This is a genomic window from Geopsychrobacter electrodiphilus DSM 16401 (assembly GCF_000384395.1).
GTDB classification, from domain to species: Bacteria; Desulfobacterota; Desulfuromonadia; order Desulfuromonadales; family Geopsychrobacteraceae; genus Geopsychrobacter; species Geopsychrobacter electrodiphilus.
Window position 1 is genome coordinate 1 of record NZ_ARWE01000001.1, and the last position, 12,452, is coordinate 12,452.

Below are 12,452 nucleotides of genomic sequence, written 5' to 3' on the forward strand. Positions count from 1 at the left end.
CGGAGTCGGAGTCGGAACCGGTACTGGGGTCGGAGTCGGAGTCGGCACTGGCACTGGAGTCGGAGGAGTGGTCACCGCATCATCATCCTCATCATCATTACTACGTTGATGCCGATTGTATCGGTGGGACGTTTGGTTATGACTGTCGCCTTGATCACTCCGGCTGTAGCGTGAAGAACGGTCGTGTGAAGAACTGTCATGGCCATCATGGCCATCGTACGCAAAACTGACTGCAAGCAGACAGGGAACAAGCAACGCGGCCATCCCTAAAACGGCAATAACTTTTTTGAATTCACGTAACATTAAATTAATCTCCATTATTGATTAAGTAATTTAGTTCCAATGTTTGACACAGGCCCTGTTTGACTCAGGTCCTGTTCGACAAAGATCCTTCCTTGTAACTCCTAGACTTTCGGCGCGACAAACCTCCATTTCGCCTAAGGGTCTCGGTTTTTCCGTGTCCGGACACAAAAAAACCGGGACCGATTATCAGGAGATACTTCGGTAACCCGGCTGTCTCTGAGAGACCCTTGGCTTTCCGCCCCACCCTCGCGAGTGGTTTAGTATTGTCGTGTATCGTCAAAAATAGACGATGAGGGCACAAAAAAACCGGCTCATCGAATATCTAACGATATTTCGGTGAGCCGGCTGTCTCGGTGAGACCCTGTGGCTTTCTGCCCCATCCTCGCGGATGGTTTAGTATTATCGTAATCGTCAGGAACCAGGCGGTGTAGGCACAAAAAAACCGGCTCACCGAATATCTGGCGATATTTCGGCAACCCGGCTATCTCAGAGAGACCCTATAGGTTTTCCGCCCCACCCTTGCGAGTGGTTTAGTATTGTCGTTTATCTTCCCCGCTAAATTTTGTAGGACCATAAATTGAGGCAGGATTCATGTCAACAGTTTTTTTTGAATAAAAAGAATAAACTGGATAACTTGCTAAAATCACAAGAATAAAAAAACAAACCTGCAATTTATACAGTAATTAACTGCCAATAGTCGTTTTTACAATGATTAATAGCTCGACAACTAATAATTTATACTTATATAAAAGCTTAAGAACTTAAATAATAAAGCACGTTAAATATGTTGTTTTTTGTATTAGATGAATCTATCGCAGTGGGAAAATGGCGCGAGGCCTTTGTCCTGACCCTCCGAGGTAATGGTCGCCCTGCTTTAGTAGCGCCAGATTCCATGCAATTTGGCTGAGAGGACAAGATCTCATCGATCATAAATTGCGGGGCTATTAAGATTTCGCTCTCAGCTGCGATAAGAAGGGCAGCACCCCTGAAGCGGGAAGCAAGGCCGGGGAGGAACAATGATCGACTCCTATGTCAGGCCTCTGATAATTTCTTCTGTCGCATCGATTTTAGCGTAAGGGGCAGAAAGGGCGGCCATAAAAGAGGCGTGAACCTCTGATGCCTTTATGGTTTTCCCTTTAAAAAGCAGATCCCTTGTCGCACACGCATCCTCGGCAACGACACAGTTAAAACCAAGATCAAACGCCGCTCTGGTTGTTGCATCGATACACATGTGGCTCATCGCGCCGCAGATGATCAGGTTCTTAATTTTCTTATCTTTTAATATTTCCAGCAGGGAGGTCTCTCGAAAACTGTTGGGGTAGTTTTTCACCACTACCTTTTCTCCGGCTTGTGGTGCAACGATTTTATTTATTTCAGCCCCATGTGTTTCTGGTATGAAAAAGGTGGCGCCTGGTCGGGCTGAAATGTGCTGAATGTGAATGATTGGCAAATTTCCCCTTCTGAATTTATGCAAAAGCAACTGCGCATTTGCCGCTGCCTTTGCAGTACCGACAAGCTCCATAGTACCGCCGGGGAAATAGTCATTTTGCAGATCAACCAGGATGAGACAATCATTCATTTTTACTCATTCCTTCCGTCAGGATCAGGTCTTAAAATGTCAGGGATTGCAAATTATTCGGAAAAGCCACCCTTGGGACAAGCGCGCGTAGGGTCAGGAATTATTTTCCCTCTGGTTTAATGCCTTTCGCGCTTCGTTCACGACACGGTGAACGTCAGGGAGGCATCACCTGCCCTCGGGATGTTTTGTTGAGCACTGGCAGGCACCCTTTTGTTTTTCTGCAACGATCCTTTCGAGAGCTGACGATTGACCGTTGTTACGAACGACATCGTGGCAAATGTCACTTTCAGTGTAATTGAAGCAGTAGCAAATTTTCTTGTGCATATTGATTCTCTTGAAAGGTGTTGATTTTATTTCACGAAAGCACCCGGCCTTTTTCTTGCCGCTTGATTATGTGTTTAATGTGCCTCTAACAATTCTATTATTTCGTTAAAAACTACTTCCAGGCTCATATTTGATTTTTCAAAATAAATATTTCTGTCATTTTTACTGTTTTTGCTTTTGTTATATAAATTGATAAGGGTTTTTTGGGTCCATTTCTTTTTTATTGCAAGAGGTGATACGATTAATGGTTCGACGTTTAGAAACCAGCCTTCAACTTTTGAATCTATGGTTGAATAAATGTGATTTGGCTTAAGTTTGAAATTTTTCAATTGATTTTCAAAATCATCCAATGAAACAGCAACGATCAATTCGCCTTCAATGTCACAGATGATCGGAAATATTGGTTTTCTGAATAAGCATTGCATTGTCATATTTTTATTTCTTACCCCTGACGGGCGTGATAAACAGCGGGGACGCGACCTGAGACAGCTCCCGGAATGGAGAGTGCCCAGCTATTATTCGTCCGCTGGAACTGCTGTTTCGGTGATACTTGGTTCCATTTTTGCGAATAACGATTGCTTCAGACGCATTTTTTAGGCGAATGCAAAGTGGTAAACACATGCTGCACGCTTTTTTGTTATGGAAAGCCATTACATCTTGATGCATTTATTCCATCCTCATACCATGGGGATTTGTCAGCCCAGAAGATGTTCTTATCCGGTCGAATATTCGGGTCACAGTCAAGAGAGCCAGCAGGGATAAAAAGTGTCTTACCGCTTTCATTGAGAAATGGCAGGCGGGAACCACATTCATTGCAAAACACATTTGTGAAAGACCTGCCTCCAGGATAGTCAAAGCGTTTTATATTTTCATTTCCTGAAATCCACTTTATTTCAACTGGTTTAGCTAATATATTTGACGCAAAAGAAGAACCTGTTAACTTTCGACATTGCTCACAATGGCAAAAATAAAAATTATTTAGTTCCGTTGATATTGTATATTTCACTCTGCCACACAAGCAGCTTCCGTTGAGTTTCGTTTCATCCATTTTTAGCCCCTTTATTTTCTGTGTTATGTGTAGATAGCCCTTTTTCCGACAACCAAAAAATGCTTTTGTAATTCACTATAAATAGCTACATCTTTAAATCCGGCATTGATCATTTGTTGCTTAACATTTTCGGGCAAACATCTGATTTTTGTAGGCGGCCCCTCAGGCATATCTTCCTTTTTCCAATCGGCAATAAAGATTTTTCCATCTGGTTTCAAGATCCTGTAGGCTTCTTCAACTGACAATGAAGGGTTCTCTAATTCATGATGAAGGTTAATCATAAACACCAGGTCTGCAATTCCGTCTTCAAGTGGCACAGTATACTCTTCAGCCTTTACGGGAATAATAGCGGGATACTTCGAAGACACATTTTCCTTCATCCAGTTGATCATTACTTCGGATAGGTCACAAGCATATATGGTCGAAGGTTTAAATTTTTGAAGAAACGCAATACTGAAAAATGCTGTTCCAGCACCTATTTCAACAAAGATATCTGGTTTCTCCAGATGCAATTTTTCCCAAATATAATCAGGAGGAATATCTATCAACCTCTGGGGATCATTCAATTTGTGTAATTTTTTGGGATCAAATTTCTTTTCAATCATTGGTAAGACCTTTCTTACAGTCAACACAGCCAAGCAGCCAGGGCGTCGATCCCAGCCCCGGGCTCTCTAAGAACCGTGCGTGCGACTTTCACCGCCCACGGCTCAAGCCCTCGCTAAAGTCGTTTTGCGATCCGTTCGTAATGTTTCCAACCTTGGACAGCGCCACTATGCGTTACCCTGACAAACTTGTTGCATCAAAGAGCAGCTGGACAGAAACCGGAAGTATTCCGACCAGGCCAACCTCCCGTTTCGACATTAAATCGCTTGCGAGCTTTTTACAACCAGGGGATGTAGCGCTGGCGGGTTTTGGCGAATTTAAATAAGAACGCCTGCTTATGGCAGCGATGTGTGATGTGCCAAACGTAGCCCGGTACAAAATAGCGATTTGCTCTCGGCAGGAGATCTCCCCTCCATCCCGCCAACCTTTTACGATGAAATTATAAGTCTATTTTGACCCTTGAAAAATGAGCTATAAGCCGTTTTGAGGGTGACATGTTGTACGTACAGCTTGTTATTTACGGAGTTAGATTGGTCCGACCTCAACCGCCCAACTCAGTCCTAATCCAATGATGTGGCTCGCTGAGTTTCTGACGAAGCAGCGGCCTCCGCGAACCTGGCGGCGTCTTGAACGGCCGTTAAGTCCTCCGCCAAATGCAGCGCACTCCGCGCACGCTTCAGTGCCAGCCGCCCGTGATATTCGGCGGCATCTCGCATTTCCGCATCGCCGTTTGATGCGAGAGAATGAAGCGCCTTCTGTAGCCGCACTGACACCTCGACCACGCCAGCGCCGTCACGGGCGATCGCCGTGAAAGCGTCATCGAACATGTCCCGCACCGAGATTTCCGGCACTTCTACGCGGTCGAACTTCAGCGTACGTTTTTCTTCAGCGAGCTCAGACTTACTCCACAAAACAAGGAGCCGTAGCAGTGTCCCGATGATATCTATTGCCGTACCGGGATCATTGACGGCGGGCGACAAGGCGCGACCCGCGATTTCCGACAGCACCACTAAACCAAATCGTGGGTCGTCGTCGAAAAGACGATCGCCTCCAATATGGAACGAATCGACGACGCACTTGCAGTCAATCTCGGTCTGATCGTCTGGGCGGGTGCTGACGAACGCCAGTGCCCGGCCGGGGGCGGCAAACGTGCCCGGCAGAGCCGCGACTACCACCCGCACCTGGGCTTCCTCCGCCCACGTCTGGAGCGCGGCGATGTCGATGTGTTGCACGTAACCCACGCTCGTCGCGAACACTGCTCGTCCGTGCGGCTGGGACCGCGCCGGCAAACCGCGAAGGGTTGGTGCCTCCCGCCGCCGTTTCAGGGCCCTGGCGGTCGCCTGTTCAACCTTGTCGATCGTCGATCCCATGCGTCCGAGGCGGGCGATGCGGTCAACCCAGCGGACAAAAGTGATGATGACCGTGCCGAAAACGATCAACGTCTGGACGAAGAGGATAAAGAGGCCTGCCGTCTCGAAGTAGCCGTTCTTCGCCGCCGTGAGTGATACGATGCTGAAAATGAATGCACCAACAAAGGTAGAAAGGGCGTTCTGTGATACGTCGTCGGCTACGACCAAAGTGAATGACCGCGGAGTTGCCGTGCTGCCTGCCGAGGCGTAGGCCGACACCATGGCCGTCACCGAAAAGGTCGCAATTACCAGCATGCTGGCAGCCATGGTGGACAGCAGAGTCTCGATGGAGTCCGCTGAAATCACAGGCGCGAACTGCGCTAACGTAGTACCATCAGCGAGTTTTGCGACGAACGCTGCCACGATTGATACTAGGCAGACTGCCAATGGCTTCACCCAGAGCCGATCGCGAAGCCGATTGAGGAGAAACCTGACGCGGTCCGCCGAAACGATTGAGGCCATCTCAGTCTCCTTTGCGCCGTCTAGCGAGGCTGTAAACGTGATTTAGATGCCGCTCTCTACGCCAGGAATTAATCTTATCACCAGAACGATCACCTGCTACCGGCACCTTGCCTGAGCGGTACGCGGTCCACCACATTCAGAAGCGGGAATTCAGCGATCCTTTACGGGCTTTTTCCTTTTAGGCCATTCCAAATTGATGAATCTTGGTTAGATTTTGTCGCATGTTCATCAACTGCTACTGCTCGTTGCCCTTTTTCTTGCCACGCCGACTAAAGCGCTTTATGCCGATGGGATCATTGATATGACCTAAAACCGGTTCAACGAAGTGTGGGGCCGGGGTCGGACCAAACAAACATCCCATTTTTCAAAAATAAATATCCCATAATTGCAGGTTGTCGGGGGATAGGTCTATTTTCGACCTTTAACACAGCCCCTTAATTTTATTCGACATCCCGCAGCACAGACGCGCCATTGTTTTGAACAGGCTTGGGGCTGCGGCCTTAGAGGTTTATATGGGGCTTGTTTATGCCCAGGCTTTGAGAGTCTCTAAGCGAGAGTCAGTAATAAGATTGAGCAAACGGCCGCCGCAACTGCCGCAAACTTGCGCGGGGTAAAGCGTTCCATTCCAAGCGCTACCGACAAAATGAGAGCGAGGATAAAGCTCATATTGGCGATGGGGATAACCGTACTGGCCTGACCATGTTCGATGGCGAGCAGGAGAGAATTGACAATCAGAAAGACCAATACTCCGGAAATAAGCGAATAGGTCGCCTTGATGCGCGTCATCCGCAGACGTCCTTCTCGAAAAAATGCGTACCCTGCACCACCGACAACCCAGCTGAGCGCACCGAGAATCAGCATCGGTTGAAGGGACGCTCCATTGAGCAGGCCAGCCTTAGAGGTTACCCCGTAAAGTGCCCGAAACAGGGAAGCCACCACCGCAAGGGTGAAATAGAGCAAAAATGTTCGCTGCGTGACCTGGTGGCTATGCCCGTCCCGCCGATAGAGTAGAAAAACCGCCAGGATTCCTGCTGCGATGCCAACCCCTTTATAGAGCCCCAGTGATTCATTAAGGAACAGCAACGCCAATACCACTACGCCCATGGTATTGAGCCGATAGATGGTTGAACCAAGACTGGCGTCGATATGCGTCAGACTCTCAAGCAGCAGCAGGTTGGATGCCGTCAGGAACAAACCTGCGATCAACCCGTAAACCAACGTCACGCTGGCAAAATGAAACTCGACTCCGCCAGCTAATGCAGTGGGCAGCTGCAAAATGACCCAGATCAGTCCGATCCCGAAGACATAGGCACCGCGTGAGCGATCCTTTGCCGCATATCGCTTAAACACAACATCATTCACCCCAGCGAAAACAAGACTCAACAGTGCGTAAAGGATGGAAGATGGCATGTCGTTACCGTTCGCGAGAGAGCAACCGTTATGCTGGCTGCTTCGGGAATTCTCAGGTCCTGTGCCGGAGGATATCCTATCCCCAGGCGTTTCTGATTTTAATCGCAGCCCATTCCGCTCGCAATAGACTATAAAAAACAGTGTCCCGTCGGCGACCATGAGTCATAAGCGTATGGCTTCTCAAGATCCCTTCTTCCACCATTCCGATTCGGGTCAATGCTCTCCTTGCGGGTGCATTCAGGACATCAGTTTTAAATTCAACACGTTCAACATCTAAATCTTCGAAACAGTGCTTAATCATTAAGTATTTCGCTTGATCGTTCAATCCCTGACCTAGGTATTCCTGGCCAAGCCAGGTCCACCCGATCTCAATCCTTTGGTCACGACGTGAAATATTTCCGAAGCTTGTTGAACCCACAATCTTGCCTATTGACTTGTCGATAATTGAAAAGGCGAGCCTTGATTGTTCCTCCAATTGCTTTAACGCCGAATTGATCCACTCATCGAGTTCATTCTCAAGCGATAAATCACTCGTAAAATACGTCCACATGGGCTCTTCTCTTGTTAACGCTTTGAATGAGGCTGCGTCTTCACGTGAAATTGGCCTTAACAGGACATCTTCCGCCTGGAGTATTCGATTGAAATCAATCATCTGGGACCTCACAAACGTCAGGTATTGAACAAATTATTTTCCTGGGACTTCTTGAAGCACAATAGTGCGCGATAAGCGGCGGCGCTGCGAACTTACGAGACCCACTGAATTCTTCGTGAACCGCACCTGATTACTCCATCCGCTTGATTATAAGTGTTATTTGGCCTTTGCAAATGACCTGAGATCTTCGCCCGTTAAGCGATAAATAACCCACTCCTTTTGAGCTTTTGCACCAATTTTTTCGTAAAATTTGATAGCAGGTTCATTCCAATCCAAAACGCACCATTCAAAACGGCCACAGTCATTTGCAACCGCCAGCTGTGCCAAATGGTTCAGTAGAAATTTTCCGGCACCACAATTGCGGTGGTTTGGTGAAATGTAGAGATCTTCGAGATAAAGCCCGTTCTTTCCGAGCCAGGTAGAATAATTGTAAAAGTAGACCGCATAACCAATGGGTTTGTTGTGAAGAGAGCAAATGAGAGCTTTGGCAGTGGCGTTTTTTGAGAAGAGCGATTCAAGTATGCTTTCACGCGTGGCGAGAACCTGATGCTCTGCTTCTTCATACTTTGCCAGTTCGGCAATAAAATTCAGGATTAATTGAGCATCTTCGGGTCCGGCTTTTCTTACCGTAAAATTGTTCATTGCTCCCTCCATTTTTGCCATAAACCGGTTCGTGCCAGGCGGTGGCGACGCGAGGGTTGGGCCTGTTACGGCAATTTGATTTTGCTTTTCAATTTAGCGTAGAAGTATTTTTCGTCCGGTTGCTTAAGTTGTCAGCGTTTTTTCGGACTTTATTGCCACGATGAAACCATAAATCACAAGGCACAGGGAACATAGCTGTTGAATTGAAAGTATTGGTTTGCTCTGAATGAACATCAGGGTTGCCATGCTTCCATTCATCAGCATGAAGAATAACCACCCATAAGATCGATTCATCGCCAGGAAGTAGCTCCCCAATAAAAAACCGATCATAACGCCAATCTCCAGCAATTGTGGAATTGAATTGAGACCTCCGTTTTCAAACAAGCTGTATCCTACGCCCAGTGCAAGGGAAACGTAGGTTACCGCTTTAGCAAACAGATCCAAACGTGAGGTGGAAACTTCCATTTTTTTGTAGACATTGTAAAGTCCCAATAACATTGAGGGGACGCCACCAACTTCAATTGAGGCAGCTATCCAATTCTGTTTTGAAACCAAAATAATTACCCAGGCGGGTACACCGAGGATATAGATTAACCACCCGGTCAATTTGAGTGACCTTTTTGACTTTTGGGGTCTGCCCTCTGCGCTGGCAAGCAAAATTTTATTGGCAAGGTAAAAGCCGCCACCCCAAATTTGAAGCAAAAGATTCATGAAGTTATCTCTGAACGCTAACGGGTCGTGATAAGCGGCGGCGACGAGGGGCGGCGACCTGCCAGCCAAATTTTAGATTTTGTTTTTTTAGAAGCACACCGCTATTTCCCGTGCGCTTGATTTGATGGTGGGGCGTTTTTCTTTTCTTCATTTTTCTTGTGGGTGATATCCAAATACAAATTATAGCCAGACACGCCGCAAGGAAAGAGATACGCAAGAATGCCCACTGAGTCATTCTTGCCGAAAACGAAATAGAGCAGGCATAAAATGCTTCCAGCCATGCTGAGTATCCAGAATAGACGGGGAATCATTGGTCTGCCTGCTTTTTTGGATGCCCATAGCTGTAAAAACCAGCGAGAAGTGAAGAGGAAAACACCTGTATAACCGATGAGTTTCCAGGCTGTGACACGAATTCCTAAAAAGATTACAATTGTCTCGTTCATATTTACTCTTTCGCTTAAGCGCTAGTGATAAGGGGTGGCGACACGAACTTGCGTGACCACCCGCAATTTTAGATTTTGTTTTTCGGGGAGCACACGGCTATTTTACCTCTGCTTGATAATAGGGTTCGGTTTGGGTCTTGTTTATTTGGTTTTTTTGCTCTTTTCTTTTAAATATTTCTTTTCCATAAAGTTCCAAGTCACATGTCCAAACAAAACACCACCGATAGGAAAAACTACAATTGCAATTAAGAAATAGTTTAAAAAACGACTTCCTGATGTATATGACATCACCAGTGACCATAAAATTGCTGTTAATACCCCCCAATTTAAAACACCGCTTATGAGAACAAATCTCTTTTTACCCTTACTCCGGGTTGCCTCCCAATTTTTAATTTGTTTTTTATTCATTTATTACCTCTTTAATTTTTTTAAAATAGCGGTAGTGATACCCGGTGGCGACGCGATCTGGGAGAACCCCCCAGATTTGCCTTTCGGGGGTAGCACTCAGCCATCCCCCCTCCGTTTGATTATATAAGTTATGTGCCGTTTCAATACTTTCGTATAATTTCAGTAATTTGAACCTGATACGCCTTGTACCATTTGGATTTACCCAGCTCTTGTGCTTTTTGATGTTCCGGGTCGTTTTTCCATGCCTTTATTTGGTCCTGATTGTTCCAATATGATATCGCGATTTCCTGATTTCTTTCAGTCACGGCCCTGAATTCAACGCAGCCATATTTATTTATTGCCAGATCTCGCATACGAGAGGCCATTTCAAAATAGGCCTCATCGAGTCCTTTAATTTCTGCCCTAAATATTACCGCGTACATGTTTGAAGTTTATTCCTTTTTGAGGACATAACGGTCTTGATAGGCGGTGGCGATGCGAATTTGCGTGACCCACCGCAATTTAGATTTTGCTTTTCAAATTTAAACTGACGTATTTTCCGTCCGCGTTGATTTGATAAGGGTTCGGCGTCATTGTGACACAGGCCGAGTTGTTGTGTCTCAATGCGAACCTACACTGCCGGCAAGGTCCGCCTGCGCCCAAGACCCCAGATACTAAACAAGAGCAGAAATCCACCGAACCACTGCCAGGCCCCCAGTTGCTCACCTAGAAAGAGGGCCGCCAGCAACACTGCGGTGAGTGGTTCGACCAGGGTGGCAACCGTCAATGCTGTTGGGGATAGCCGCGCGGCACCCCAACTGAAGGCGAGCAGCGCAAGTGCGGCAGTCACCACACCAAGGTAAAGGAACCAGGCTTGGGGTGGAACGCCGGTTGGCCAGTAAATAGGCCGGTACAGCGAGGAGAGGCCCATGACCAAAGCTGCAACGACAGTCAAGCACGTGGTTGCCTGCCCGGCACCGAGCCGGGTAGAAAGACGGCCGCTGATGAGCGCAAAACCTGCATAGAGCATTGCAGATCCGAGAGAATACGAGACGCCAATGATCAGTTCGTGTTGATCTGTAGTGCCCGCTCCAGCGTCATGTCGCGACACGATTAAGATCGTACCAGTCAAGGCGGCCGCTAACACAGCAAAAAGTTGAACGTTAAGTGTTTCCTGACCCCGAACAAGCGCGAAGACTGTCACAAGGACTGGCGGTAGGCATAAGGCGATCAATGTTGGAATTGCGGCTCCAATGTGTTCAATTCCAAGAAACCAGCACAGAACGTATCCGGCCATGGCAGTGCCGGCGGCGAGCACTGTCATTATAAGAGGTCGCAGCTGTTGCCAATGAATACGTCTCCCGAATACCGCGAGCAGTATCACAGCACCAACAGCGAAGCGCCAGAATGAGATGTTCTCAGGCGTGAAACCATGTTTAGCGATGAGCACATTCACTACCACAGCACCAGTCCCCCAAAGGAAGCCCGCGGAACAGGCTGCACCGAGGGCAATGAACGATGGTGAAGATGCTCGGTTAGAGCTGTTGGATGAATTGGGCATGGCTTGTAACGCCTTACGGTCGTGATTAAGTGGCGACGCGAACTTGTGTGACTTGGCGCAAGTTTGGATTTTGTATCTCTGGAAACACCCAGCCCCATTCCATCCGCTTGATTTGCTTGTTAGATGCCTCTACAGCACCAATGCCAGTAAGATAGGGAGAACAACAATTAAGGCAAGAGATGAGATTTGCCAGATGATCAATGCCTTTGTTCGCGCTTTGCCAAACTCCTGGCTGTGTGTCGCGTAAAACGCCTTGTAGAAATCTTCCATCTTCCCGGTTACTGACATGATGATCGTATCTTTAAAGCTGACATCGGCCACACCGCGAGTTCGCAGATACCGGCAAAAATAGAGAAGCAGCCCACCGTGGCAGCAGAACAGAAACATTAATACTGCCGCAAGACTCCACATTATTTGATCATTATTCATGATTTAAGCTGCTATTCGTCCTCGTTGATTAAATTGTCATGCATTCCTGACACTATCCCCAGCCCCTGAACTTCGCAGCGAGCCATGGCGCAAGTGCCGTAACTATAAGAACAACCGGCCAAATATTGCCTCCCTTGAACATGTACGCCTCCAGCAATGTCTGCCAGGATTTACCTTGCGCAAGGCCAAAAGAGAACTCGAACACAATGGTAAGAGCGAACCAGCCAAGGCCAATGCCTAAGAACTCAGCGGAACGACGAGCGCCCAGCCAGGGCAACGAAATATAGGCAATCACAAAGATGAGCGCCGACAAGAGCACACCACTCAGCATAAAGCTGGTTACCGTCCCGAGTTGTGGAATAAGGATCGTCTCCCGTAGCGTGCCGTTAAGTACGGCCAACATCAGAATGCCTGCCCATATAGCCAACGATTTAAGTGCAACCACCACGGGCATAGATCTTTCCTGAAACGCCTAACGGGAGTGATAAA

16 protein-coding genes, 1 pseudogene and 3 riboswitches are annotated in these 12,452 nt (G+C 47.4%); all 17 genes and pseudogenes read right to left on the minus strand.

Annotated elements, in window-relative coordinates:
• Positions 1-303 (minus strand): hypothetical protein (locus D888_RS23845; RefSeq protein WP_211215650.1); only part of this gene is annotated, 303 nt, incomplete at its 3' end.
• A 197-nt stretch (positions 304-500) separates the two neighbouring features.
• Positions 501-575, minus strand: a riboswitch (cyclic di-GMP riboswitch).
• A gap of 60 nt (positions 576-635) precedes the next feature.
• Positions 636-711: riboswitch (cyclic di-GMP riboswitch) on the minus strand.
• Between the two features lie 60 nt (positions 712-771).
• Positions 772-848: riboswitch (cyclic di-GMP riboswitch) on the minus strand.
• 482 nt (positions 849-1,330) lie between these two features.
• Positions 1,331-1,882, minus strand: coding sequence for a cysteine hydrolase family protein (locus D888_RS0100010; protein ID WP_020674460.1), 552 nt, complete (start codon positions 1,880-1,882; stop codon positions 1,331-1,333).
• 398 nt (positions 1,883-2,280) lie between these two features.
• Positions 2,281-2,637 (minus strand): hypothetical protein, encoded by a 357-nt coding sequence (locus D888_RS0100015; RefSeq protein ID WP_026362136.1) that lies wholly within the window; start codon positions 2,635-2,637, stop codon positions 2,281-2,283.
• A gap of 206 nt (positions 2,638-2,843) precedes the next feature.
• Positions 2,844-3,254: a GFA family protein gene (locus tag D888_RS23510; protein WP_083928731.1), complete on the minus strand. Its 411-nt coding sequence runs from the start codon at positions 3,252-3,254 to the stop codon at positions 2,844-2,846.
• A 23-nt stretch (positions 3,255-3,277) separates the two neighbouring features.
• On the minus strand, positions 3,278-3,859 hold the full coding sequence (locus tag D888_RS20150; protein WP_020674462.1) for a class I SAM-dependent methyltransferase: 582 nt from the start codon (positions 3,857-3,859) through the stop codon (positions 3,278-3,280).
• 278 nt (positions 3,860-4,137) lie between these two features.
• A pseudogene (locus D888_RS24840) lies at positions 4,138-4,257 on the minus strand (transposase); the annotation flags it as partial.
• Positions 4,258-4,417: 160 nt separating this feature from the next.
• Positions 4,418-5,728 carry a DUF2254 domain-containing protein gene (locus D888_RS0100025; RefSeq protein WP_020674463.1) on the minus strand — a complete coding sequence of 437 codons (1,311 nt, stop codon included), beginning with the start codon at positions 5,726-5,728 and terminating at the stop codon, positions 4,418-4,420.
• 546 nt (positions 5,729-6,274) lie between these two features.
• Positions 6,275-7,138 (minus strand): DMT family transporter, encoded by an 864-nt coding sequence (locus tag D888_RS0100030; protein ID WP_020674464.1) that lies wholly within the window; start codon positions 7,136-7,138, stop codon positions 6,275-6,277.
• Between the two features lie 76 nt (positions 7,139-7,214).
• Positions 7,215-7,790 (minus strand): GNAT family N-acetyltransferase, encoded by a 576-nt coding sequence (locus D888_RS0100035; RefSeq protein ID WP_033423267.1) that lies wholly within the window; start codon positions 7,788-7,790, stop codon positions 7,215-7,217.
• A gap of 156 nt (positions 7,791-7,946) precedes the next feature.
• Positions 7,947-8,432, minus strand: a complete 486-nt coding sequence (locus D888_RS0100040; RefSeq protein WP_020674466.1) for a GNAT family N-acetyltransferase — start codon at positions 8,430-8,432, stop codon at positions 7,947-7,949.
• A 123-nt stretch (positions 8,433-8,555) separates the two neighbouring features.
• Complete coding sequence (locus tag D888_RS0100045) at positions 8,556-9,143, minus strand: hypothetical protein (protein WP_020674467.1); 588 nt, start codon at positions 9,141-9,143, stop codon at positions 8,556-8,558.
• A 101-nt stretch (positions 9,144-9,244) separates the two neighbouring features.
• On the minus strand, positions 9,245-9,586 hold the full coding sequence (locus D888_RS0100050; RefSeq protein WP_020674468.1) for a lipid-A-disaccharide synthase N-terminal domain-containing protein: 342 nt from the start codon (positions 9,584-9,586) through the stop codon (positions 9,245-9,247).
• 141 nt (positions 9,587-9,727) lie between these two features.
• Complete coding sequence (locus D888_RS0100055) at positions 9,728-9,994, minus strand: hypothetical protein (protein WP_020674469.1); 267 nt, start codon at positions 9,992-9,994, stop codon at positions 9,728-9,730.
• 140 nt (positions 9,995-10,134) lie between these two features.
• Complete coding sequence (locus D888_RS0100060) at positions 10,135-10,416, minus strand: antibiotic biosynthesis monooxygenase family protein (RefSeq protein WP_020674470.1); 282 nt, start codon at positions 10,414-10,416, stop codon at positions 10,135-10,137.
• A gap of 188 nt (positions 10,417-10,604) precedes the next feature.
• Complete coding sequence (locus D888_RS0100065) at positions 10,605-11,534, minus strand: DMT family transporter (RefSeq protein ID WP_020674471.1); 930 nt, start codon at positions 11,532-11,534, stop codon at positions 10,605-10,607.
• A 129-nt stretch (positions 11,535-11,663) separates the two neighbouring features.
• Positions 11,664-11,963: a hypothetical protein gene (locus tag D888_RS0100070; protein WP_156826907.1), complete on the minus strand. Its 300-nt coding sequence runs from the start codon at positions 11,961-11,963 to the stop codon at positions 11,664-11,666.
• A 52-nt stretch (positions 11,964-12,015) separates the two neighbouring features.
• Positions 12,016-12,417, minus strand: a complete 402-nt coding sequence (locus D888_RS0100075; RefSeq protein ID WP_020674473.1) for a hypothetical protein — start codon at positions 12,415-12,417, stop codon at positions 12,016-12,018.
• Positions 12,418-12,452: the final 35 nt, after the last annotated feature.

What these genes read in the sequence shown, in the direction of transcription:
- D888_RS0100010 (WP_020674460.1), bottom strand. Translation starts at nt 1,882, where the DNA reads ATGAATGATTGTCTCATCCTGGTTGATCTGCAAAATGACTATTTCCCC.
- D888_RS0100015 (WP_026362136.1), bottom strand. Translation starts at nt 2,637, where the DNA reads ATGACAATGCAATGCTTATTCAGAAAACCAATATTTCCGATCATCTGT.
- D888_RS23510 (WP_083928731.1), bottom strand. Translation starts at nt 3,254, where the DNA reads ATGGATGAAACGAAACTCAACGGAAGCTGCTTGTGTGGCAGAGTGAAA.
- D888_RS20150 (WP_020674462.1), bottom strand. Translation starts at nt 3,859, where the DNA reads ATGATTGAAAAGAAATTTGATCCCAAAAAATTACACAAATTGAATGAT.
- D888_RS0100025 (WP_020674463.1), bottom strand. Translation starts at nt 5,728, where the DNA reads ATGGCCTCAATCGTTTCGGCGGACCGCGTCAGGTTTCTCCTCAATCGG.
- D888_RS0100030 (WP_020674464.1), bottom strand. Translation starts at nt 7,138, where the DNA reads ATGCCATCTTCCATCCTTTACGCACTGTTGAGTCTTGTTTTCGCTGGG.
- D888_RS0100035 (WP_033423267.1), bottom strand. Translation starts at nt 7,790, where the DNA reads ATGATTGATTTCAATCGAATACTCCAGGCGGAAGATGTCCTGTTAAGG.
- D888_RS0100040 (WP_020674466.1), bottom strand. Translation starts at nt 8,432, where the DNA reads ATGAACAATTTTACGGTAAGAAAAGCCGGACCCGAAGATGCTCAATTA.
- D888_RS0100045 (WP_020674467.1), bottom strand. Translation starts at nt 9,143, where the DNA reads ATGAATCTTTTGCTTCAAATTTGGGGTGGCGGCTTTTACCTTGCCAAT.
- D888_RS0100050 (WP_020674468.1), bottom strand. Translation starts at nt 9,586, where the DNA reads ATGAACGAGACAATTGTAATCTTTTTAGGAATTCGTGTCACAGCCTGG.
- D888_RS0100055 (WP_020674469.1), bottom strand. Translation starts at nt 9,994, where the DNA reads ATGAATAAAAAACAAATTAAAAATTGGGAGGCAACCCGGAGTAAGGGT.
- D888_RS0100060 (WP_020674470.1), bottom strand. Translation starts at nt 10,416, where the DNA reads ATGTACGCGGTAATATTTAGGGCAGAAATTAAAGGACTCGATGAGGCC.
- D888_RS0100065 (WP_020674471.1), bottom strand. Translation starts at nt 11,534, where the DNA reads ATGCCCAATTCATCCAACAGCTCTAACCGAGCATCTTCACCATCGTTC.
- D888_RS0100070 (WP_156826907.1), bottom strand. Translation starts at nt 11,963, where the DNA reads ATGAATAATGATCAAATAATGTGGAGTCTTGCGGCAGTATTAATGTTT.
- D888_RS0100075 (WP_020674473.1), bottom strand. Translation starts at nt 12,417, where the DNA reads ATGCCCGTGGTGGTTGCACTTAAATCGTTGGCTATATGGGCAGGCATT.